We start from the raw sequence: 22,685 nt of genomic DNA, 5'->3' as shown, positions 1-22,685 counted from the left end.
GTACCGGCAGTTGTTCCGCTCAGCCGTTCACCAGCGCCCGTGCGATCCGCCGGCACGCGGCCGGGACCGGCCCGACCACCGGCACGTCGAACCGCTCACGCAGCGCCTCGGCCGCCTCGCCCAGCGGCCCGCCGCCGATGACGACGGTCTGCGCGCCGTCCCGCTCGATGCACGCGGCCACCGCGCCCGCCAGTCGCTCCCGGAGCAACTCCGGATCCCCGGCGAGGCGTTGGGGATCACCGCCCGACAGCCGCACCCCCGTGTACTGGGCGGCGAACCCGAGCCCGGCCACGCGGGACGCGATGGGCCCGGCCAGCTCGGGTGTCGTCGTCGCGACGCCGAACCGGACTCCCCCGGCCGCCGCCTCCCCGAGCGCGGCCTCGGCGAGTCCGACCACCGGCACATCGGTGAGCGCCCGGAGTTCCTCCACGCCCGGGTCGCCGAAGGCGCCGACCAGGATCGCGGCGCAGTCGCCATCGGCGCACGCCTCACGTCCTGCCGCGAGCACCCGCGGCGCGGCTGCCCGCAGCGCGCTCTCCGTGACGATCATCCGGGGACCGTCCGCCACCGTCACGCCGCGGACGGCGAACCGGTCGCCCAGGGTCCGGCGGGCGATCGCCGTCATCATCTCCGTGGTGTCCCGTGAGGTGTTGGGGTTGATGAGGACCACGACGGGCCGGTCCCCGCCTCGCGGGCGGGGACCGGCCGTCGGGAGACGCACCGTACTCAGTGGACAGCCACCGCCGCCGGCGAATCGGTGGCCGGGACGGATTCCGGGGACCCGGCCTCGTCGCTCCGCCTGCCCAGGTGGTTGAAGACCAGGTTCAGGACGATGGCGACCACGCAGCCGGTGCTGATGCCCGAGTCGAGGACGACCAGCAGGTCCTTCGGGAAGGCGTGGTAGAACTCCGGCGCCGCGATCGGGATCAGGCCGATGCCGACGGCGGCGGCCACGATCAGCGCGTTCTCGCCCTTCTCCAGCGCGGCGGTGGCCAGGGTCTGGATGCCGCTGGCGGCGACCGAGCCGAACAGGACGATGCCCGCGCCGCCGAGGACCGGCAGCGGCACCAGGGCGATCACGGAGGCCGCGATCGGGCAGAGACCGAGCAGGATCAGGATTCCGCCGCCGGCGGCGACGACGAAGCGGCTGCGCACCTTGGTCATGGCGACCAGTCCGATGTTCTGGGCGAAGGCGCTGCACATGAAGCCGTTGAAGAGCGGGCTGAGGGCGCTGCCGAGGGTGTCGGCGCGCAGACCGCCCTCGATGGTCCGCTCGTCGGCCGGCCGGTCCACGATCTTGCCGAGGGCGAGCATGTCGGCGGTGGACTCGGTCATGCAGACGAGCATCACGATGCACATGGAGATGATCGCGGCGATCTCGAACTGCGGGGCGCCGAAGTGGAACGGCGTCGGGAAACCGACGACGTCCGCGTTCTTGATGGCGTCGAAGTGGGTCATGCCCAGCGGGATCGCGATGAGCGTGCCGGCGACGAGTCCGAGCAGGATGGCGATCTGCTGGAGGAAGCCCCGCAGCAGTTTCCGCAGCGCGAGCACGATGACGAAGGTCAGTGCGGCGACGCCGATGTTTTTCATCGAGCCGTAGTCGGGGGCCGTCGCATTGCCGCCCTGGGACCAGCGGAAGGCCACCGGGAGCAGGGAGACCCCGATCAGGGTGATCACCGTGCCGGTGACGACGGGTGGGAAGAAGCGGACCAGCTTGGAGAAGTACGGCGTGAGGACGAATCCCAGCACGCTGGCGACGATGATCGCGCCGAAGATGACGGCGACGCCGTCGTATCCCCGGTCCTTGCCGATGGCGATCATGGGAGTCACACCGGCGAAGGAGACTCCGTTCACGAAGGGCAGGCGGGCTCCGACCCGCCAGAACCCCAGGGTCTGGAGAAGGGTGGCTATGCCCGCGGTGAACAGGCTCGCGCCCATCAGGAACGCGGTGTCCTTGGCGTCGAGGCCCACGGCGGGCCCCACGATCATGGGCGGGGCCACCACGCCCGCGTACATCGCGGCCACGTGTTGGAGGCCGCTGGTGAACATCTTCAGGGGTGGGAGCGTCTCGTCGACCGGGTGCTTCCGGTCGGCGGGCGCTGCGGCGTCTGCATCATTGCGAAACCTGGGCTTGGCGGCCACGGCGGTTCCTCCGGTCGGTTACACGTCGGCGGCGACGCGGATATCAGGGAGGTGGTGCGAAGTGGTGCGTGGTGCAGGTGGTGCAGTACTGCTGCGCGCCGTGGGGGAAGCGCGGTCGTGCTCGGTGAAGCTGCCCAGTGCGTCCGGGTAACGGACACGAGTCACCGTGCGGAGGGCGCCGTACCTCTTTTCGTACGGTCGCCCTCCGTCACGGCTGCCACGGACCCCGCTCGGGTCCATGGCCGCCGGCCGGGGGCCGTCCCCCCCAGCCGGACTATCAGGGGTTCAGGCCTGCGCGGTGATCCGCGCCAGGCGCTGCGCCTCGTCCCGCGCGGAGCGGGCGATGGCGTCCTCGTCGACGGTCAGCAGACGGTTGTTCTCGACGATCTGCTTGCCGTTGACGAACGACGCGGTGACCGGGGCCGCCGCGCCGAAGACGATGGCGGTGACCGGGTCGGCGATGGAGGAGTGGCCGAGACCGTCGATCTTCCAGAGCACGAGGTCGGCGAGCTTGCCGGCCTCCAGCGAGCCGATCTGGTCGGCGCGGCCGAGGACCTGGGCGCCGCCGTACGTACCGAGGCGCAGGGCCTGACGCGCGTTCAGCGCGGCCTCGCGGTGGGCGCCGAGACGGTTGATCAGCAGGGCGTTGCGCAGCTCGGTGTGGAGCTCACCGGACTCGTTGGAGGCGGTGCCGTCGACGCCGAGGCCGACCGGGACGCCGGCCTTCAGCATGTCCGGGACGCGGGCGATGCCGGCGGCCAGACGGGCGTTGGAGGACGGGCAGTGGGCGACACCGGTCTTCGTACGGGCGAAGGCGGCGATGTCCGAGTCGTTCATGTGGACGCAGTGGGCCATCCACACGTCATCGCCGAGCCAGCCGGTCGACTCGAAGTAGTCGGTCGGGCCCATGCCGAACAGCTCCTTGCAGAACTGCTCCTCCTCGACGGTCTCCGAGCCGTGGGTGTGCAGGCGCACACCGAGGCGGCGGGCGAGCTCCGCACCCTGCTTGAGCAGCTCGGTGGAGACGGAGAACGGGGAGCACGGCGCGACGGCGACCTGGGTCATCGCGTCGAAGGAGGCGTCGTGGTGCTTCTTGACGGTCTCCTCGGTCGCGGCGAGCGCGCCCTCGAGGGTCTCGACGGCGAAGTCCGGCGGCAGGCCGCCGTCCTTCGCACTGCGGTCCATGGAGCCACGGGCCAGGGTGAAGCGGACACCCATCTCCGAGGCGGCACCGATGATGGCGCCGGACAGGTCGCCGGAGCCCTGCGGGTAGACGTAGTGGTGGTCCATCGCGGTGGTGACACCGCCGCGGGCCATCATGGCGAGCGAGCCCTGCGCGGCGGCGCGGGCCATCTGCTCGTCGATGCGCGCCCACGTCGGGTAGAGCGCGACCAGCCAGTTGAAGAGGTTGTGGTCGGTGGCCAGACCCCGGGTGATCCACTGGTAGAAGTGGTGATGGGTGTTGATCAGGCCGGGCGTGACCAGGTGGCCGGTGCCGTCGATGCGGCGTACGACGTTCTCCAGGCCCTCGGGCGCCTTGCCGGCCCCGATGGACTCGATCTTGTTGTCGGCGACGACGATGTGGCCGGAGGCGTACTCGGTGTCGTTGGCGTCTACGGTCGCGATCGCACAGTTCTCGATGACGATGCGCTGGGCTGCCGATGCTGCCATGGTGCTTCCTTGTCTGTCTGTGGCTGGGGGAACCCCCGGACGACCGGGCGAAGTCCTCGGGGGCGGGGCACGGCAGGACCCTAGGGGGATTTGAGTGCCGGGACCGTGTGACGGGCCCGGGTGCCGAGATGGTGGAAGAAGAGGTTGAGCGTGACCGCGACGAGCGCTCCGGCGCTGATGCCGGAGCCGAGCACGGTCTGTGCCCAGGCCGGGAAGTCCGTGTAGAAGGTGGGCGCGGCGAGCGGGATGATGCCCGCTCCGAGGGCGACGGCCACCAGGATGATGTTGGAGCTGTCGTCGAGCCCGGCTTCCGAGAGTGTACGGATGCCACTGACGGCGATGGAACCGAAGAGGACGATTCCGGCGCCGCCCAGGACGGGCATCGGCACCAGCGAGACGACCGCGCCGAGCATCGGGAAGGCTCCGAGGACCAGGAGGGCGCCGCCGGCGACGGCGACGACGTAGCGGCTGCGTACGCGGGTCAGTGTGACGACACCGACGTTCTGGGCGAAGGCGCTGGTGGGAAAGCCGCCGAAGACCGGTCCGAGGAGCGTGGCGATGCCGTCGGTGCGCAGTCCCCTGGTGATGGTCCCGCCGTCGGTCCTGCGCTCGCAGATCTCGCCGAGGGCGAGCATCCCGGCGCTGGACTCGGTCATCAGGACCAGCATGACGATGCAGAGGGAGAGGATCGCCGCGGGCTGGAACTCCGGGGCGCCGAAGGCGAAGGGCGTCGGCAGCGCGGCGACGGGCGCCTCGCGCAGGGCCGAGAAGTCGGCCATGCCGAAGGGGACCGCCGCGAGCGTGCCGATGAACAGGCCGAGCAGCAGGGCGATCTGCTTGAGGAAGCCCTTGGCGAAGCGCTGGAAGAGCAGGATCACGACCAGGGTGAAGCCGGCCAGCGCCAGGTACTTCATGGCGCCGAAGTCGGCGGCTTCCTTGGCGCCGCCCTGGGCCCAGCTCACCGGCACGGGCATCAGGGTGACCCCGATGAGGGTGATGACGACGCCGGTGACGAGCGGCGGGAAGAAGCGCAGGAGCCGGCCGAAGAACGGGCCGACGGCGAGGCAGAAGACTCCGGCGACCATCACCGCACCGTAGATGGCGGGCAGTTGGTGGCCCGGCGCACTGGTCTCGGCGATGGCGAGCATCGGGGCGATGCCGGCGGAGGAGGCCGCGTTGACGAACGGCAGCCGGTTTCCGGCGAAGCCCCCGACACCGAGGGTCTGCAGCAGGGTCGCGAGTCCCGCGATGAGCAGGCTCGCGGCGATCAGCCGGGTCATCCCGGCCGCGTCCAGGCCGACGGCCTGGCCGATGATGAGCGGAGGGGTGACCACGCCCGCGTACATGGCGGCGATGTGCTGGAGCGCGGCGGGCACGAGCCGCGAGCCGGGAAGCTTCTCGTCCACCGGGTGGACGGAGGGGGCCACCGGATGCGCCGGTGGGGAGGAACACGGGCCTTCTGCTGCCGGCCCCGATGCAGGCGATGCCATGGGAGTTCCCTCCGGTCTGGTACGTCCCCGCCCGACTGCGGGCTGGGACGTACTCAGTCCCGCGTCAGAGGTTGGTCATGTCGACCGGGATCTGCGGCTCGACGCCGTCCCGAAGGATGGTGGCCTCGATCAGACCGTAGGGACGGTCCGCCGCGAAGTAGACCTCGTTGTCGTTCTTGAGACCGAACGGCTCGAGGTCCACCAGGAAGTGGTGCTTGTTCGGGAGCGAGAAGCGGACCTCGTCGATCTCCGAACGGTGGTTGATGATGCGCGAGCCCATCTGGTACAGGGTCTGCTGCAGCGAGAGGGAGTACGTCTCGGCGAAGGCCTCGAGCATGTGCCTGCGCACCTGCGCGTAGGACTTCTCCCAGTTGGGCATCCGCTGCTCGTCGTCGGTCCAGTTGAACCGCCAGCGGCTGGACACCTGGGTCGCCAGGATGCGGTCGTACGCCTCCTGCAGGGTGGTGTACTTGTCCTTGACGTAGCCCCAGAACTCCGAGTTGGTGGAGTTCATGACGATGAGGTCCTTGAGGCCGGAGATGACCTCCCACTTCTCACCGTCGTAGGTGATCTGCGAGACGCGCGTCTCCTGGCCCTTGCGGACGAAGGAGTGCTTGACCTCGTCGGAGCCGATGAACTTGGAGTTGGCCTCGGAGGTCTCGATGCGCTCCCAGGCGTACTCCTCGATACGGATGCGCGCCCGGTGGATCGGCTGCTGGCTCGTCACGAAGTGGCGGGCGAGGTGGATGCCGAACTGCTCGGCGGACTCGATGCCGTACTCCTTGGCGAACGCGTACACCGTGTTCTTGGTGGTGTCGGTCGGAAGGCAGTTGGCGTTGGAGCCCGAGAGGTGCACGTCCTCCATGTCGCCGGAAAGGGCGACGGAGACGTTCAGGTCCTTGATGTGGTGGGTGTCGCCGTCCCGCGTGATCTTGACGACGCGGTTCTCTGCTTTGCCGTACTGGTTCTGGCCGAGAATCGTGGGCATGTCTGCTAGCTCCCTCGGTAAACGGAGTAGCCGAACGGGTTGAGCAGCAGCGGTACGTGGTAGTGCTCGCCCGGCTTGACGGCGAACGTGATCGCCACCTCCGGGAAGAACGCACCGCTGTCCCTTACGCGGGGGGCGTCCTGCTGCGCCTCGGCTTGCTTCTTGGAGAAGTACGCCTCGGTCTCGAAGTCGAGACGTACATGGGTGGTGTCCTCCGGCAGCGCCGGCAGGTCTTTGCAACGCCCGTCCGCGTCGGTGGCCGAGCCACCGAGGGCGACCCACTCGGCGTCGAAGCCACTGCGGGCCGCGAGCGAGATGGCCACGCCTTCGGCGGGGCGTCCGATGCTGGTGTCCAGGATGTGAGTGGACACCGAGGCGGTCGTTTCCGTGCTCATGCGCTCTCTTCCTCTACGAGACGGGTCAGCCGGATGCGGTTGATCTTGCCCAGCTCGGTGCGGACGATCTCCCGCTCCTGCTCGGGCGTGTGCTCGATCCGCTCACGGACCGCGTCACGCATCTGCTCGCCGGTCTTGCCGGTGGCGCAGATGAGGAAGACATGGCCGAACTTGTCCTGGTAGGCCAGGTTCAGTTCGAGCATTTCTGCCTTGAGCTCCTCGGAGGCTCCGGCCATCCCGCTCTGCTCGCGGGAGGAGGTCGGGTCCCCGGCCTTCGGGCGACCGATCGGCGGGTGGCCCGCCATCGCGTCGGCCAGATCCTCGGCGGTCAGCTCGGCCATGGCGGCGTCGCTGGCGAGGAAGAGAGCCTCCGCGGTGGCGTACGGGCGCTGGGCGAGAATCCTGCTCCCCCACGCCGAGCTGGAACACACCTCGTGAAGCGCGGCGACAGCGTCGCTGTCCGCCGAGGTGTTGAACCGGGTGAGGCCCGGTGTCGTGCCTGAAGTCACGGGAAGCCTCCGTGGCTGTTTTTCGCTGTGCGTCGGACGGGCTGCGGATAGCTAACGCCCTCCCGCAACACCACGTCAACACTTTGTTGAAAAATCGGGCTACGCAAAAGCCGCCGTCCCGACATCTGGACGACGGCTCCTGGCCAACATGATCGACTAGCCGCCCTTGGCGGGATTCTCCCTGTTCAAGTAGTTGTAGACGGTGAAGCGGCTGACCCCGAGGGCCCCCGCCACGGTCTCCACGCCGTGCCGTACGGAGAACGCGCCCCTGGCCTCCAGGGTCCGCACGATCTCCTGCTTCACCCGGCGGTCCAGCTCGGCCAGTGGCATTCCGTGCCGCCGTTCCATGGCGGCGAGGATGTGGTCGAGGGAGTCCGACAGCTGCGGCAGGCGTACGGCGAGGACGTCCTCGCCCTCCCAGGCGAGGACGACGTCGTCGGGCTGGGCCAGCTCGGGGACGAGTATCTCCGCCCCCATGGCGTCGACGAGCGGCTTCACGGCGGTGACCAGCGGGTGGTGGTCTCTGGGCTCGCTCACTTCTCGCCCTCCCCGATCACGTTGACCTGGAGGGAGACGCGAGTGGCGCCCGCGCCCAGGGCCTGGCGCAGCAGCGCGTCGACCGCGTCCAGGACGGCGTCGGCGCGGCCCTCCGCCGTGTTGCCGAAGGGACCGACGTCGACCGCGTCCAGCTGGGCCGCCTGGATGACCTCGCGCGCGACCACCGCGTGGGCGGGCGCCTCGTCGAGGTCGAAGGGCTCGGTCGTGAACTCCACTCTCAATCGCACCATGCCCCCACGCTACTGGCAGGGGACCGGGCTCCGGCAGGCCCGGCTCCCCCGGGGCGGTACGGCGTCAGCCGGCCGCCAGCGCCACCGTCGGGGAGACCCGGGCCGCGCGCATCGCCGGATAGAGCCCGGCCACCGCCCCGATGACCAGCGTGCCCGCCGCCGCGGCCACCACGGCCACCGCGGGTAGGGCGACCGGCCAGCCCCGGTGCTGGGCGTACAACGTCGTGATCAGCAGACCGAGGACGGCGCCACCGCAGCCGCCGAGCCCGGAGAGCACCAGGGACTCGGTGAAGAACTGGTTGCGCACCTGGCCTCGGGTGGCACCCAGTGCCCTGCGCAGTCCGATCTCACCGCGCCGTTCGAGTACGGCGATGACCATCGTGTTGGCGACACCGATGCCACCGACCAGCAGGGCGACCGCTCCGATGCCGAGTAGCAGCCCGGTGAACGCCTCGTCGGCGGCGAGTTTCGCGGCCAGCGCGTCCGAGGGGCGGCCCACGCGCACCGCGTCGGGCTGTTCCGGATTGACCGTACGGGCGAGCACCGCGCGGACGTCGCTCACCGCGTGCTCCTCGGCCCGGACGTACACGGCCGTCGGATGGCCGTCGAAGTCCAGGGTCCGCCGGGCGGCCTCGAAGCCGATCAGCGCGGAGCTGTTCAGCTCGGGGGCGAGCACCACCGGTTCCAGGATGCCGATCACGGTGAACGGACGGTCTCCGATCAGGACCTGGACGTCCGGGTCGGCCCGGACGACACCGAGTCTGCGAGCGGCGGCGGACCCGAGCACGACCGCCGGGTACCTCCCGGTCGCCCCGTTGAGCCAGACGCCGTGGGAGGTGCGTACGCCCAGGGTGGTCAGCAGGTCGGGCTGGCTCGCGAGGACCTCCAGGGCGTTGGTCTCCTCCTTGGGGATCAGGTCGGAGCGGTAGACCTTGGCGTCGACCGCGCCGACGGCGCTGGCGTCGGTGACCGGGGGGACCCGGCGCACCATGCCGGTCACGCCGGTGGGCAGCTTCGCCTCGCCGCCGGTCAGGGACTCCCCCGCCTCCACGTGCAGCAGGTTGGTGCCGAGGGTGTCGAGCGTGGCCTGGAGCTCCGCGCGGCTGGAGGTGGAGATGCCCATCACCGCCACCATCGCCGCGATGCCGATGGAGATTCCGGCGGCCGACAGCACGGCCCGCAGGGGTTTCGCCCGGAGCCCGGACAGGCTCAGGCGCAGGACGTCGAGCGGGCCTAGGCGAGCCGGGCGCAGGGCGGGGCGGGAGCTCCGGGACTGGGACGCATGGGTGGGGTTCGGAGTGCGCGTGGGGGTCATCGAGCTGCCTCCCCGCCGTTGGGGCCGGTGTCCGGCGAGCTGCGGGGCGGGCCGGCGTCCTCGGCCATCCGGCCGTCGCGCATGGAGACCCGGCGCGGCAGTTGGGCGGCCAGTTCCGTGTCGTGGGTGATGACCACGATGGTCGTGCCGTCGGCGTTGAGTTCCCGGAGCAGTGCGACGACGCTCGCGCCGGACGCCGTGTCGAGCGACCCGGTGGGTTCGTCCGCGAGCAGCACGGAGGGCCGACCCGCCACCGCGCGGGCCAGGGCGACCCGCTGCCGTTCACCGCCGGACAGCTCGTGCGGACGGTGGTGCAGCCGGTGTCCGAGGCCGACCCGGCGCAGGCTGTCGACGGCCGCCGCGTTCCTCTCCCGCCGGGAGAGCCCCGCGTAGAGCAGCCCTTCGGCCACGTTGTCGACGGCGCTCACCCCGGAGGTGAGGAAGAACTGCTGGAAGACGAAGCCGATGTGCTCGGCCCGCAGCGCCGAGAGCTCGCGGTCGGAGAGCCGTTCCACGGCGTATCCCGCGATGGCGACCCGGCCGGAGGTCGGCCGGTCCAGCGTGCCCATCAGGTTGAGCAGGGTCGATTTCCCGGACCCCGAGGGGCCGACCACGGCGAGCAGTTCGCCGGGCATGACCCGCAGGGACAGGTCGCGCACGGCGTGGACGGGCGGGCTGCCGGGGTAGCTGCGGGTGACTCCGGTGAGCTCGATGACGGGGCCGTCGGGCGGAGCCGTCACGCTGACCGGTGCGTCGGTCACCTCGCTGATGGCGTTCACAGGGCGGGGGTCCCGACCTTGAGTCCCTCGGTGACGCCAGTGCCCGACACCTCGACCCTGCCGCCGCTGAACAGGCCGGTCGTGACCGGGATGATCCGCGTCCTGTCACCGTCGACGACCTGGAGGCCGTAGCCGCCCTCGCGCAGGGCGAGGAGCGCGGCGACCGGCACGGACAGGACGTTTCTGCGGCGCTCGCTCTCGACGGCGACGCGGACCGGGGCGTACGTGAGGGTGCCCGCCGCCTTCTGGTCGAGCAGGGCGATCCGTACGACCACGGTCCGGTCGCCGCCCTGGGGGTTCTTCCCGCCGTCCTTGTCGTCGTCGCCGCCCTTGTCGCCGCCCCCTCCGCCGCCGACCACCGTGCCGACCGAGGTGACCTTGCCGGGAACCGGCTTGTCGTGGCCTGGCACGGTGACCAGTACCTGCTTGCCGACGGGCAGGAGCTGCTGCTGGGACATCGTGGCCTTGACCGTCACCGAGCGCTCCGCCCTGGTGGTGGCGAGGACGGGGCTGCCGCTCTCTGCCTGGTCACCCGGTTTGCGGTCGGCGGCGCCGGCCCGCACCGACTGCGGTGCGAACAGCACCCGGCCGAGTTCCAGCTGCCCGGTCTTCGGCAGCCCGAGGTCGCGCTGCCAGCGTTTGACCGCGCGGGCGGTGTTCTCGGTGAACTCCTCGTCGACGGTGAAGCCGGTGTAGCCGAGGGCGGCGAGGTTGCTCTCGAGCTGGCGTACGTCGCCTCCGTCGGACATGTCCGGCCCGAAGGCGCGGTAGGCGGGGATGCTCCCGTACAGAAGCACCACCGGTTTCTCGTCGAGGCGGTAGAGGACACCGCCTCTGGAGACGGTGTCCCCGGACCCGGCCACCCAGGTCACCGTCCCGGCGAGGCGGTTGGGCAGGTACACCTCGTCGGTGTACTCCAGGGTGCCGTCGAGCTTGTCCGTCGCGGCGAGGTCGCCGCGGGTGACGGGTGTCGTCGCCGCCGTCTCCGCGAGCGGGGCGGGGGGGTTGCCGCCCGGTCGGTCACGGAGGACGACGGCGACGACGGTTCCGGCGGCGAGCACGACGGCGATGGACACCAGCAGGGCGCGGGTGCGACGGGCGCGGGGACGGGGGGCGTGGTCCGTGGGCCGGGTCGCGGTGTCGTGGTCGCCACCGTGCGGCGGGCCGACGACGGGGCGGGCCACCGGGTCGGTCACGGGCATGCTCGCTGGACCGCTGGTGGCGGGATCGCCGGCGGTGGGGTGCTCACCGGTGGCGTGCTTCACTGCCCCTCACCCGGAACCGGGCCGGCCTCCTTGTAGCAGTCCTTCGACGCCTTCTCGTGCGCCGCCTGCTGGCCCTCCTTGATGTCGCCCATCTCGAAGCCCTTGGCCCGCAGGCACTTCTCGACCTTGAGGCGCCAGACCTTGTGCTCCTCGGTCTCCTTGCCCCCCGGGGCCGCGCCGCCGCCACTGCTGCCGCCCTGGTCCATGAACTGCTCGCAGGCCTTCTGCGCCTTGTCGATTTTCGCCTGGTCCTGGGTGTCGGTGACCTGGATGGAGACATTGCCGTTCGTCTCGGGGTCGTCGACCTTGAGGCCGTTGTCGCGCAGACACCGTACGAACTTCAGCACCGAGGCGTCCGGGTCGCCGCCGCCCGGCTTCTGCGTCGAGGGGCTGGAGGACTTCGTGCCGCCGGCGGAAGGGACGTCGCTCTTCTCGCCGGACCCGCATCCTGTGAGCGCGAGGGCCGGAAGCAACACGGCGACGGACGTCATCGCAATTCGGCTTAACGGCTGCAGTTTCAACGCGAGCTCCTCATCGAATCTCTGGAATTTCCCGCACCGTGGGTGCGTCAATCATGATTCCGGCAGCGCACCGAGAGACCGATGAGAGGTTCATGAAATTCAGCTGAGAAGAACGGGAGCAGATCATTCCGTCCGGGATGGCGGACAGACCGAATCCGCGGACTGTCCGGACAGTCCGCGGATTCGGTCTTCAGCAGTGACGTTCCGCCGTGATCGGTCGGCCTGACCCGGCCGGGCCGGTCGGCGGGGACGAGCGGGCCCGGATCAGCCGCCGATCGAGCCGCCCCAGATGGCGTACGTGCCGGAGGGGCAGGTCAGCGTGTGGTTCCAGGTGCCGTAGTAGTACGTGCCGAACGTGTAGCGGTAGCCGTTGGAGCAGTCCACGTAGACGCGGTAGCCGTTGCCGGAACACGTCATGTAGAAGTTCCGCCCGGAGGTCCAGCCGTTCCAGCAGTTCGCCATGGCGCTGATCTCGCCCTTGGCCGCGGCCTTGCTGCCGAGCGACTTGTCCTGCGACTTCGAGGCCACGCCGGTCTTGACCTGACCCTGGGCCGACTGCGAGCTGGAGACCGCCTGGCCCGTGCCCGCCGACGCCGCGGTCGCGGCCGGCGCGAGCGCCACCCCCGAGCCGAGCATCAGCAGGGCGCCGGCTCCGACGAGACCCATGCTCTTTCGAATGTTCATCTCTCCCCCAATTCAGGCGTTTGGTTTGTACCAATGCCCACTCGTCGAGCGAACGCCGTGATTCTTGCCAGCGTGACATAACCGTGTCAATTCTCATGACGCTTTCATGATCACGCGCCGCACGGCGAATCAGTCATTCCGCACAATCGCCGGGCTCCCGGCCGACGGGCGCCCGAAAATGCATATGCGCCGGTCACACCATGGGGCTGAAATATTGAACTGTGTGTTCCCTGTGAGGCTTTGTCATTTATCAGCCATTGCGAAAGAGACCCGCCCCGCGGGCCGGTCGGCGCGACCGCCCCGCACCCGGGCCCGACCACCGCACGCCTCAGCCCGCCACCGGCCCCCCGCACCGCCCCCGCACCCCGCCGGGAGAACCCGCACCGGAGGCTCCGCCCGGCCCCCGACCTGCGCGCGTCGAGCACGGGCCGCGTGGGCACCCCCTTGACACGCCTCGACGCGACCATGCAATATTCCGACAGACAGAAACTGACTTCCGCAATACGGAAGGAGCGCCGCCCCTCATGGGATACACGGACCAGCGCTTCGATGTGAACCTGTCGATCCTCTTCACGGAACTCCCGCTTCTGGAGCGCCCTGCGGCCGCCGCCGCCGCGGGCTTCACCGCGGTCGAGCTGTGGTGGCCCTGGATCGACACCGCCACGCCCGCCCAGAGCGAGCTCGACGCCCTCAAGAAGGCGCTCGACGACGCCGGCACCCAGCTGGTGGGCCTGAACTTCTACGCCGGGCAGCTGCCCGGTCCGGACCGCGGGGCCCTCTCCGTACCCGGTGAGGCGTCGGACCGCTTCCGCGCCAACATCGACCTCGTCGCCGACTTCGCCGCCTCGGTGGGCTGCAAGGCGCTCAACGCGCTGTACGGCAACCGCGTCGAGGGAGTCGACCCGGAGGTCCAGGACGCACTCGCCCTGGAGAACCTGGTCCTGGCGGCCCGTGCGGCCGACCGGGTCGGGGCCATCCTCCTGATCGAGGCCCTCAACAAGCCGGAGTCGCCGCTCTACCCGCTGGTGAGCGCCCCCTCCGCGATCGAGATCGTGGACAAGGTGAACGCGGCCACCGGCCTCGGCAACGCCAAGTTCCTGATGGACCTGTACCACCTGTCGATGAACGGTGAGGACCTCGTCGAGGTCATCACGAAGTACACCGACAAGACCGGTCACGTCCAGATCGCGGACAACCCGGGCCGCGGCGCGCCGGGCACCGGCGACCTCGACCTCGCCGACCTGCTCGACCGCCTGAAGAAGGCCGGTTACGACGGCTGGATCGGCCTGGAGTACAAGGCCGGCGACCGCCCGAGCGCGGACTCCTTCGAGTGGCTCCCGGAGCCGCTGCGCGCGGCCAACTGACGCGCGAACCGACTTTACGCACCACGTTTTGAGAGAGGTACCCTCATGAGCACCAACCTCCCGAAGGTCGCATGGATCGGTCTCGGCATCATGGGTTCGCCCATGTCCGAGAACCTGCTGAAGGCCGGTTACCAGGTCACCGGCTTCACGCTGGAGCAGGACAAGCTGGACCGTCTGGCCAAGGCCGGCGGCACGGCCGCGGCGTCGATCGCGGAGGCCGTCAAGGACGCCGACGTCGTGATCACGATGGTGCCCGCCTCCCCGCAGGTCGAGGCCATCGCCTACGGCCCCGACGGCATCCTCGAGAACGCCAAGCAGGGTGCGCTGCTGATCGACATGTCGTCGATCACCCCGCAGACCTCGGTCGACCTGGCCAAGGCCGCTGCCGAGAAGGGCATCCGCGTCCTGGACTGCCCCGTCTCCGGTGGCGAGGCCGGTGCCATCGAGGCCGTACTGTCGATCATGGTCGGTGGCGAGCAGGCGGACTTCGACACCGCCAAGCCGATCCTCGAGGCGCTGGGCAAGACCATCGTCCTCTGTGGCCCGCACGGCTCCGGCCAGACGGTCAAGGCCGCCAATCAGCTGATCGTCGCGGTCAACATCCAGGCGTGCGCCGAGGCCGTGGTCTTCCTCGAGAAGTCCGGTGTGGACCTCAAGGCGGCCCTGGACGTCCTCAACGGCGGTCTGGCCGGCTCGACCGTGCTGACCCGCAAGAAGGACAACTTCCTCAACCGCGACTTCGCGCCGGGCTTCCGGATCGACCTGCACCACAAGGACATGGGCATCGTCACCGACGCCGCCCGCAATGTCGGTGCCGCGCTTCCGGTCGGCGCCGTCGTCGCCCAACTCGTCGCCTCCCTGCGTGCGCAGGGTGACGGCGGCCTGGACCACTCCGCCCTGCTGCGCGCCGTCGAGCGCCTCTCCGGCCAGCAGGTCTGAGTACCAGGGCCGCTCCTCGACTGAGCGGTCCCCCCGGAATTCCGGGTGGCGGTGGCGCTGACACCTGTCCTGTCGCGCCCAGGCGCCGCCGCCACCCGGAACCTCAAACTTCATTTTCAACAAACTGTTGACGTTCCGTTCCGGGCGAATTTACGCTCCAGGTCCGTCCCCAGTGCAGCTCCAGTACGGAAGGTCACGATGTCGAAGCGCGTGCTTACGACCGAGTCCGGCGCACCCGTCGCCGACAACCAGAACTCCGCCACCGCCGGCGTCGGTGGCCCCATCCTCCTGCAGGACCAGCACCTGCTCGAGAAGCTGGCGCGCTTCAACCGTGAGCGCATCCCGGAGCGTGTGGTGCACGCCCGCGGCTCCGGCGCGTACGGCCACTTCGAGGTGACCGACGACGTCACCGGCTTCACGAAGGCCGCCTTCCTCTCCGAGGTCGGCAAGCGGACCGAGACGTTCATCCGTTTCTCGACGGTCGCCGACTCGCTCGGTGGCGCGGACGCGGTGCGTGACCCGCGCGGTTTCGCCCTGAAGTTCTACACCGAAGAGGGCAACTACGACCTCGTCGGCAACAACACCCCGGTGTTCTTCATCAAGGACCCGATCAAGTTCCCCGACTTCATCCACTCGCAGAAGCGCGACCCCTTCACGGGCAAGCAGGAGCCGGACAACGTCTGGGACTTCTGGGCGCACGCCCCCGAGGCGACGCACCAGATCACCTGGCTGATGGGTGACCGCGGCATCCCCGCGTCGTACCGTCACATGAACGGCTACGGTTCGCACACCTACCAGTGGACCAACGAGGCGGGCGAGGCCTTCTTCGTCAAGTACCACTTCAAGACGAACCAGGGTGTGCGCTCCCTGTCGTCGGAGCAGGCCGCCGAGCTCGTCGGCAAGGACGCCAACTCCCACCAGACGGACCTGCTGCAGGCCATCGAGCGCGGTGTGAACCCCTCGTGGACCCTGTACGTCCAGGTCATGCCGGCCGCCGAGGCCGCGAACTACCGCTTCAACCCGTTCGACCTCACCAAGGTGTGGCCGCACGCGGACTACCCGCTGCAGCGCGTGGGCCGTCTGGTCCTCGACCGCAACCCGGACAACGTCTTCGCCGAGGTCGAGCAGGCCGCGTTCTCCCCGAACAACTTCGTGCCCGGCATCGGTCCCTCGCCGGACAAGATGCTCCAGGGCCGTCTGTTCGCCTACGCGGACGCCCACCGCTACCGCCTCGGTGTGAACCACACCCAGCTGCCGGTGAACGCGCCCAAGGCGACGGTCGCGGAGAACTACGGCCGCGACGGTCTGCACGCGACCCGTTACGGCTCGCGCCACGACAAGAACTACGAGCCCAACTCCTACGCGGGCCCGGCCCAGACGGACGCCCCGCTGTCCGCCCCGCTGGCGATCCACGGCTACACGGGCACCCACGAGGCCCCGGCCCACGTCAAGGACGACGACTTCTTCCAGGCGGGCGAGCTGTACCGCCTGATGTCGGAGGACGAGAAGGGCCGTCTGGTCGCCAACATCGCCGGTGGCCTCTCCCAGGTCAGCCGCGAGGACGTGATCGAGAAGAACCTCGCACACTTCCACGCCGCGGACCCGGAGTACGGCAAGCGCGTCGAGGAAGCGGTCCGCGCCCTGCGCGAGGACTAGAACACCGAGACGGCGTACGGGACATGACGGGAGGTCATGCCCCGTACGCAGTCCGGACCGGCGGCCCGGATGAGGGGTGGTCGGCGGTACGGACAGCGTGAGGACCGCGGCGGCGTGCGAGCCAGTGCGGTGGTAAGGGCACCCGGCCCCCTTCTTGACCTGAAGGAAGGGACCTCCGGAACCCCGTCGCCGCTGCCGCGGTCCCAGCGCGGCCCCCACGGGGGCCACTTGAGCCCCGCCCGGCGGCGCGAACGTCCTGTCGCGCCAGCCTCGCACCGTCGGGCGGCAACAACTTCACAAGCCAGAGCGCAGAGTCGGTTTACGGTCCCGACTCTGCGCTCTACTTTGTGGCCCCGCGCCGCCGCGTCACGTTCCCCTGGGCGCGGGTCACGTACTCCTGGGCTCGAGGAGCCGGCGGGCCCCGTCGAGCGCGATCCACCACGGGTACGCCGCCGGGTCGCCCTCGCCCGGGGAGTGCGGGACGAACCCGCCCTCGCCGTAGAGCACCGTCACGCCCGCGCCCCTCAGCGTCTCCACCGACCTGTCGAACTGCGGATGCCGCGCGTACGCCGCGTTCACGCACGGCATCACCGCGATCGGAACGCCCTTGCCCATCCCCTCCGCCACCACACCGACCACGAACCGGTCCGTCAGCCCGAGCGCCCACGCGTTCACCGTGCCGAACGTGGCCGGCGCGACGAGGATCGCGTCCGGCCGCGGCCACACGTCCGGCTGCCCCGGGAGCTCGTACTCCCACCGCACAGGGTGACCGGTGAGCGCCGCGAGGCCGTCCAGGGACTCGGCGAGCCATCGCGCGGCGGTCGGGGTGAGCCCGAGACAGACGTCCCAGCCGTCGGCCTGCGCACCCTCGATGACGCGCGCGACGTCGAAGACGGGCGGGGCGGCGGAGCAGAACAGGTACAGGGTCCGAGAATCCATGGGCCTATCGGATCACATGTGATCACTTCTGCCCGGGGGACCTCTCAGTAGCGGCTGTTCATGGCCTCCCGCACGTCCTTGAGCGTGGCCTCGGCGACCGCGTTCGCCCGCTCGTTGCCCTCACGCAGGACCTGGCGCAGATACCCACGGTCCCGGGCGTACTGGTCACGTCGCGCGCGGATCGGCGCGAGGTGTTCGTTCACCGCCTCGGTGACGTACGCCTTGAGCGCGCCGGCCCCCGCGGGGCCGATCTCGTCGGCGACCTGCTCCGGTGGCCGGCCCTGGCAGAGTGCGGCCAGCAGGACGAGGGAGGACACCTCCGGGCGGGTGTCCGGGTCGTAGGTGATGTGTCGCTCCGCGTCGGTCTTCGCACCCCGGATCAGGCGCGCGGTCTCGTCGGGGGTGACGGCCAGCGCGACGGCGTTGCCCCGGCTCTTGCTCATCTTGGTCCCCTCGGTGCCGAGGAGAAGCGGCGCGCTCGACAGCAGGGCCTCCGGCTCGGGAAACACCGGGGTTCCCCGGCCGTAGCGCTCGTTGAAGCGACGGGCGATCGTCCGGGTGACCTCCAGGTGGGGAAGCTGGTCCTGGCCGACCGGGACGAGATTGGCTCTGCAGAACAGGATGTCGGCCGCCTGGTGGACGGGGTAGGTGAACATCAGCCCGCTGACGGACGCCTGCCGCGAGTGGGCGATCTCGTCCTTGACCGTGGGGTTGCGGTTCAGCTCGGCGACCGAGACCAGGCTGAGGAACGGCAGCAGCAGCTGGTTCAGCGCGGGAACCGCGCTGTGCGTGAAGACCGTGGCCCGGGCCGGGTCGATCCCGACGGCGAGGTAGTCCAGTACGAGCTCCTCGACGTAACCGGTCAGGTCGTCGGCCACATCCCGGTCCGTCAGGACCTGGTAGTCCGCGATGAGCACGAACATCTCGACGCCGAGATCCTGCAGACGGACGCGGTTGTGGAGCGTGCCGAAGTAGTGACCGAGGTGCAGCCGTCCGGTCGGACGGTCCCCGGTCAGCACGCGGAACCGTCCGGGGTCCTCGTGGACCAGCTTCTCCAGCACGGCGCTGCGGGCCCGCGCGGGGGACAGCCCGAGGGCGTCGGCCCGGGCCGCGTCCGTCGCGCGGACAGTGCTTTCGGGGGCGGACGGCATGAGGTTCACGGGTTCTCCTGGGTGGGTGACTGCCGCCGTCGGGACGGCAGCCGCACCCCGGTCCGGGGAACGCGCGACCGGGCCGTCCATCCGAACGGCCCGGTCGTGCGTGAGAGGTGGCCGCTCCTAAGGGGAGCGCCACCAGCTCAGACACGACGAACGATGCATGTGACCAACGATAGACGGCCGTCTGCCCTCTCCGCAGCCGAGAAACGGAGCCCGGCGGGGGCCGGCCGGGTCGGGCCCCAGGCCCGGTGGACGGCCGTGCGGGCAGTCTTGATCTCCGGGAGGCGCCCCGCGTGGATTCCGGGCTACGACGTCGTGATCGTCACTGGGGGAAGGTGTGGACTGGGGCACGCTCGTCGCGACGGTCAGTGGGGCGTCCATCGCCATTTCCGGGACGGTGCTCGCCGATCATCTGCGCCGTCGCCATGAGAAGGACCGCGGGCTCGGGGAACAGCGGCGGGCGGTCTACATCGAGTTCATCTCCGCCGCCGAGGCGTGCCACGCCCGGCTGCGCCAGATCGCGCAGGCGCCCCGCGCCGAAGTCGACCTGGGCGGGGCGACGCGTGCGGCGCTGAGCGAGGGCGGGATCTACGAGGCGCGGGAGCGGCTGTTCATCGACGCCAGCAAGCCCGTCGCCGGCGCCGGCCAGGCGATGTTCGAGGGGCTGCGCGCACTGCAACGGGCCGTCGCCGCGGGGGCGGAGCCGTCCGGGCCGGCCTTCCATGACGCCTACCACCCCTACATCGCCACGGTCTGGGCCTACCAGGTCGCGGTGCGCGAGGAGTTGGAGGGGCAGTCACTCTCTCCGGCGGCGTTCGGCTGGGACCGGTGGGACGGCAGGGACCGGTGCCCGATGTGCCGGGAGGCGGGCCGCAGAGGGGCGTGACAACGCCGGGCGGGGCGGCCCTCCCCTCAGGAATGGACCGCCCCGCCCGCTGTGCGTGGTGGTGACTCGAACGGGTCTGACGGGTCAGACCTTCAGCGCCTTGATCGCCGTCGGCGCGTGGCCGGGCTCCGTCGCGAGCTCCTCGAACTCGGTGACGTCGCTCATGTCGACCGTCTTGCTCATCGCGATGTTGGTGATCCGCTCCAGGATGGCCTCGACGACGACCGGGACCTGGTGCTCGACGGCCAGCTTCTTGGCCTGCTCGAAGGCCTCGCCCAGCTTCTCCGGGTCGGTGACGCGGATGGCCTTGACGCCCAGCCCCTCGGCGACCTTGACGTGATCGACGCCGTAGGCGCCGATCTCCGGGGTGTTGATGTTCTCGAACTCGAGGTTGACCTCGAAGTTGATGCCCAGGCCGCCCTGCGCCTGACGGATCAGGCCCAGGTAGGCGTTGTTCACCAGGACGTGGACGTAGGGGACCTTGTGCTGGGCGGCGACCGCCAGCTCCTCGATCATGAACTGGAAGTCGTAGTCGCCGGAGAGGGCGACGATCGGGGTCTCCGGCTCGGCGGTGGCGGCACCGATCGCGGCCGGGATGGTCCAGCCGAGCGGGCCGGCCTGGCCGCAGTTGATCCAGTTGCGCGGCTTGTAGACGTGCAGCATCTGCGCGCCGGCGATCTGGGAGAGGCCGATGGTGGTGACGTAGCGCGTCTCCGGGCCGAAGGCCTTGTTCATCTCCTCGTACACGCGCTGCGGCTTCATCGGGATGTTCTCGAAGTGCGTGCGGCGCTGCAGGGTGGCCTTGCGCTCCTGCGCGGAGGCGGCCCAGGCGCTGAAGTCCGGGAGCTTGCCCTCGGCCTTGAGCTCCTTGGCGATCTCGATGAAGAGCTCGAGCGCGGCCTTGGCGTCGGAGGCGAAGCCGTAGTCCGGGGCGAAGATCTTCCCGATCTGGGTGGGCTCGATGTCGACGTGGACGAACTTGCGGCCCTTGGTGTAGGCGTCCAGGTTGTAACCGGTGTGGCGGTTGGCCCAGCGGTTGCCGATGCCGAGGACGAAGTCCGACTCCAGGAAGGTCGCGTTGCCGTAGCGGTGCGAGGTCTGCACACCGACCATGCCGGCGCTCAGCTCGTGGTCGTCGGGGATGGTGCCCCAGCCCATCAGCGTGGAGATGACCGGGACGCCGGTCAGCTCGGCGAACTCGACCAGCAGGTCGGAGGCGTCGGCGTTGATGATGCCGCCACCGGAGACGATCAGCGGGCGCTCGGACTCCAGCAGGAACCGCAGCGCCTTCTCGGCCTGGGCGCGGGTGGCCCGCGGCTTGTAGACCGGCAGCGGCTCGTAGGTCTCCGGGTCGAACTCGATCTCGGTCAGCTGGACGTCGATCGGCAGGTCGATGAGGACCGGGCCGGGACGGCCGGAGCGCATCAGGTGGAAGGCCTCCTGGAAGACGCCCGGGACCTGGGCGGCCTCCAGAACGGTGGTGGCCTTCTTGGTGACGGGCTTGGCGATCGAGGCGATGTCGACGGCCTGGAAGTCCTCCTTGTGGAGCTTCGAGACCGGGGCCTGGCCGGTGATGCACAGGATCGGGATCGAGTCCGCGATCGCGGAGTACAGGCCGGTGATCATGTCCGTGCCGGCGGGGCCGGAGGTACCGATGCAGACACCGATGTTGCCGGCCTTGGCGCGCGTGTAGCCCTCGGCCATGTGGGAGGCGCCCTCGACGTGGCGGGCCAGCGTGTGGGCGATGCCGCCGACGTTCTTGAGCTCTCGGTAGAAGGGGTTGATCGCCGCGCCGGGCACACCGAACGCGTTGGTGACGCCTTCGCGCTTGAGGATCTCAACGGCCGCTGCGGCGGCGGTCATACGAGGCATGGAGTGCTCCTGCTCGGCCAGCGGAGTCAAGCTCTGTGCGCCCGTCGAGGGCGACCTGCGACTTGATTCCGTAATGCGGAAGTATTGTTCTGCTATACGGAAGCAATGTAGGTGGGCGCCGGCGCGGTCGTCAAGGGAGGGCCGAAAAGGGGATGGCCGAACTCCCTCGCCCGCGCCGCCCGCTTGGTGGACGATGGGGCGGGACAAAGGGGGACCGTTGTGGGAGAGAACGTGCCGGTGCGCTGCCCGGAGTGCCGACGGACGCATGCGTACGCGCCACCCGTCTTTCCGTGCGCGTGCGGGGCACCGATCGTTCCGCCGGTGCTGCGGGGCGCACCCGCGGAGCCGATCACGCACCGTAATTGGACGGACGAGTGGGTAACGGTCCGCTGCGAGGAGTGCGGGCGGCAGGATCAGTGGCCCCAGCCGGAGCTCGGCTGTGTGTGCGGGACGGTGCTGCGGATCGCGGTACGGCCCGTGTCCACCCTGCCGGCGCCGCGCGCGCCCCAGCCGTCACCCCCGGCGCCGTCCTCCCCCGCGCGGGACGGAGGTGCGCCGCACCCCGGGGAGAACCCCCGCCGCGCCCAGTCGCCCCAGTCGCCCCAGTCTTCGCAGACGGCGCAGCCTTCGCAGGAGCCCTCGCACGCCCAGCCCTCGACGGGCCCTCAGGCGCCCCCGCACACGTCCGCCCGGCGCAGGCGCCCCTCCGCCGCACTCCGCCCGCCCGCGCACATCCCTCTGCCGCCGACCACGGCGCCCGCCCGGCCCACCTTCCACCCGGTGACCATCAGGACCGGGCGCGACGCGGTCACCGCGGCCGCCCTGTATCTGCGCTGGCTCGGCTTCCGTGACGTCGTACAACCGGAGGAGCGGTCCGTCTCCGGGATAGATCTGCGCGGTCCCGGGCTGGTCGCCCAGGTGGACCCCACCACCCGCCCCACCTCGCTGCGCGCCGTCGAGTGCCTGTGGCTCAACGGCCTCAGCGCCTCCTCGGCCAGCGTCTTCTTCTCACTCGCCGGGTACGCCCCCGATGCCCGCGGCCGCGCCGACGACCTCGGCATCCCGCTGTTCACCCTGGACCTCACGGGCACGCCCCAGCCGGTCAACGGCCCCGCCGACGATCTCGTCGCGCGCGGGGCGTGATGCCCGGGGAATCTTCCCCGGACGCGCCGAGGCCGTCGCGGGTGGCTCCAACTCGCCACGAGGAGAGCGGTTTTCGGCCGTTCCGGCGCACTGTCCGCCGCCCCGCCGCACGTACCGCAGATGCGCGTGCCCGCCGGCACCCACCGCACGCGACGCCGGGGGCCCTGCCGACATGAACC

At 70.2% G+C, this 22,685-nt stretch carries 22 protein-coding genes; 5 read left to right on the top strand and 17 right to left on the bottom strand.

The window, feature by feature from the left end; translation table 11 throughout:
- Nucleotides 1-19: 19 nt before the first annotated feature.
- From ACZ5VC_RS18805 to ACZ5VC_RS18740, 14 genes are all read right to left on the bottom strand, one after another.
- Entirely contained in the window at nucleotides 20-721 is a 702-nt protein-coding gene (locus ACZ5VC_RS18805; RefSeq protein ID WP_469121130.1) for an aspartate/glutamate racemase family protein, read from the bottom strand.
- Nucleotides 722-726: 5 nt separating this feature from the next.
- Nucleotides 727-2,145, bottom strand: a complete 1,419-nt coding sequence (locus tag ACZ5VC_RS18800) for a nucleobase:cation symporter-2 family protein (protein ID WP_469121129.1) — start codon at nucleotides 2,143-2,145, stop codon at nucleotides 727-729.
- 285 nt (nucleotides 2,146-2,430) lie between these two features.
- Nucleotides 2,431-3,816 (bottom strand): 8-oxoguanine deaminase, encoded by a 1,386-nt coding sequence (locus tag ACZ5VC_RS18795; RefSeq protein WP_469121128.1) that lies wholly within the window; start codon nucleotides 3,814-3,816, stop codon nucleotides 2,431-2,433.
- An 80-nt stretch (nucleotides 3,817-3,896) separates the two neighbouring features.
- Nucleotides 3,897-5,306 (bottom strand): nucleobase:cation symporter-2 family protein, encoded by a 1,410-nt coding sequence (locus tag ACZ5VC_RS18790; protein ID WP_469121127.1) that lies wholly within the window; start codon nucleotides 5,304-5,306, stop codon nucleotides 3,897-3,899.
- Nucleotides 5,307-5,370: 64 nt separating this feature from the next.
- On the bottom strand, nucleotides 5,371-6,294 hold the full coding sequence (pucL, locus tag ACZ5VC_RS18785; protein ID WP_468703969.1) for a factor-independent urate hydroxylase: 924 nt from the start codon (nucleotides 6,292-6,294) through the stop codon (nucleotides 5,371-5,373).
- Between the two features lie 5 nt (nucleotides 6,295-6,299).
- On the bottom strand, nucleotides 6,300-6,689 hold the full coding sequence (gene uraH, locus ACZ5VC_RS18780) for a hydroxyisourate hydrolase (RefSeq protein WP_468703971.1): 390 nt from the start codon (nucleotides 6,687-6,689) through the stop codon (nucleotides 6,300-6,302).
- Nucleotides 6,686-7,198, bottom strand: coding sequence for a 2-oxo-4-hydroxy-4-carboxy-5-ureidoimidazoline decarboxylase (gene uraD, locus ACZ5VC_RS18775; protein ID WP_468703973.1), 513 nt, complete (start codon nucleotides 7,196-7,198; stop codon nucleotides 6,686-6,688). Before uraD ends, uraH begins: the two co-directional genes overlap by 4 nt.
- 156 nt (nucleotides 7,199-7,354) lie before the next feature.
- Entirely contained in the window at nucleotides 7,355-7,675 is a 321-nt protein-coding gene (locus ACZ5VC_RS18770) for a helix-turn-helix domain-containing protein (RefSeq protein ID WP_468704820.1), read from the bottom strand.
- 56 nt (nucleotides 7,676-7,731) lie between these two features.
- Nucleotides 7,732-7,983 carry a thiamine-binding protein gene (locus ACZ5VC_RS18765; protein ID WP_468704822.1) on the bottom strand — a complete coding sequence of 84 codons (252 nt, stop codon included), beginning with the start codon at nucleotides 7,981-7,983 and terminating at the stop codon, nucleotides 7,732-7,734.
- Nucleotides 7,984-8,050: 67 nt separating this feature from the next.
- Entirely contained in the window at nucleotides 8,051-9,301 is a 1,251-nt protein-coding gene (locus ACZ5VC_RS18760; protein ID WP_469121126.1) for an ABC transporter permease, read from the bottom strand.
- Nucleotides 9,298-10,071 carry an ABC transporter ATP-binding protein gene (locus ACZ5VC_RS18755; RefSeq protein ID WP_469121325.1) on the bottom strand — a complete coding sequence of 258 codons (774 nt, stop codon included), beginning with the start codon at nucleotides 10,069-10,071 and terminating at the stop codon, nucleotides 9,298-9,300. Before ACZ5VC_RS18755 ends, ACZ5VC_RS18760 begins: the two co-directional genes overlap by 4 nt.
- Before the next feature lie 5 nt (nucleotides 10,072-10,076).
- Complete coding sequence (locus tag ACZ5VC_RS18750; protein ID WP_469121125.1) at nucleotides 10,077-11,345, bottom strand: efflux RND transporter periplasmic adaptor subunit; 1,269 nt, start codon at nucleotides 11,343-11,345, stop codon at nucleotides 10,077-10,079.
- Entirely contained in the window at nucleotides 11,342-11,836 is a 495-nt protein-coding gene (locus ACZ5VC_RS18745; protein ID WP_469121124.1) for a hypothetical protein, read from the bottom strand. The genes ACZ5VC_RS18750 and ACZ5VC_RS18745 overlap by 4 nt, the downstream gene beginning before the upstream one ends.
- Nucleotides 11,837-12,130: 294 nt before the next feature.
- Entirely contained in the window at nucleotides 12,131-12,550 is a 420-nt protein-coding gene (locus tag ACZ5VC_RS18740; RefSeq protein WP_469121123.1) for a hypothetical protein, read from the bottom strand.
- Between the two features lie 524 nt (nucleotides 12,551-13,074).
- On the opposite strand from ACZ5VC_RS18740, the gene ACZ5VC_RS18735 reads away from it, so the two are divergent.
- From ACZ5VC_RS18735 to ACZ5VC_RS18725, 3 genes are all read left to right on the top strand, one after another.
- Entirely contained in the window at nucleotides 13,075-13,914 is an 840-nt protein-coding gene (locus tag ACZ5VC_RS18735) for a TIM barrel protein (RefSeq protein ID WP_469121122.1), read from the top strand.
- A 45-nt stretch (nucleotides 13,915-13,959) separates the two neighbouring features.
- Nucleotides 13,960-14,853 (top strand): 2-hydroxy-3-oxopropionate reductase, encoded by an 894-nt coding sequence (locus ACZ5VC_RS18730; protein WP_468703985.1) that lies wholly within the window; start codon nucleotides 13,960-13,962, stop codon nucleotides 14,851-14,853.
- 198 nt (nucleotides 14,854-15,051) lie between these two features.
- Nucleotides 15,052-16,509, top strand: a complete 1,458-nt coding sequence (locus ACZ5VC_RS18725) for a catalase (protein WP_469121121.1) — start codon at nucleotides 15,052-15,054, stop codon at nucleotides 16,507-16,509.
- 387 nt (nucleotides 16,510-16,896) lie between these two features.
- Here the strand turns inward: ACZ5VC_RS18725 and ACZ5VC_RS18720 are convergent, their stop codons facing one another.
- Both ACZ5VC_RS18720 and trpS read right to left on the bottom strand, forming a co-directional pair.
- On the bottom strand, nucleotides 16,897-17,448 hold the full coding sequence (locus ACZ5VC_RS18720) for a flavoprotein (protein WP_469121120.1): 552 nt from the start codon (nucleotides 17,446-17,448) through the stop codon (nucleotides 16,897-16,899).
- 44 nt (nucleotides 17,449-17,492) lie between these two features.
- Nucleotides 17,493-18,599 carry a tryptophan--tRNA ligase gene (gene trpS / locus ACZ5VC_RS18715; RefSeq protein WP_469121324.1) on the bottom strand — a complete coding sequence of 369 codons (1,107 nt, stop codon included), beginning with the start codon at nucleotides 18,597-18,599 and terminating at the stop codon, nucleotides 17,493-17,495.
- 343 nt (nucleotides 18,600-18,942) lie between these two features.
- Here trpS and ACZ5VC_RS18710 point away from each other — a divergent pair, with 343 nt between their 5' ends.
- Entirely contained in the window at nucleotides 18,943-19,491 is a 549-nt protein-coding gene (locus ACZ5VC_RS18710; protein WP_469121119.1) for a CchlQ, read from the top strand.
- 84 nt (nucleotides 19,492-19,575) lie between these two features.
- On the opposite strand, the gene gcl is transcribed toward ACZ5VC_RS18710, so the two are convergent.
- Nucleotides 19,576-21,354, bottom strand: a complete 1,779-nt coding sequence (gene gcl / locus ACZ5VC_RS18705) for a glyoxylate carboligase (protein ID WP_468704827.1) — start codon at nucleotides 21,352-21,354, stop codon at nucleotides 19,576-19,578.
- 246 nt (nucleotides 21,355-21,600) lie between these two features.
- On the opposite strand from gcl, the gene ACZ5VC_RS18700 reads away from it, so the two are divergent.
- Nucleotides 21,601-22,506, top strand: a complete 906-nt coding sequence (locus tag ACZ5VC_RS18700) for a hypothetical protein (RefSeq protein WP_469121323.1) — start codon at nucleotides 21,601-21,603, stop codon at nucleotides 22,504-22,506.
- The last annotated feature ends 179 nt before the right edge of the window (nucleotides 22,507-22,685 follow it).

It is taken from the genome of Streptomyces sp. NPDC033174, assembly GCF_055577795.1.
This window is presented reverse-complemented; position numbering and strand designations above follow the sequence as displayed.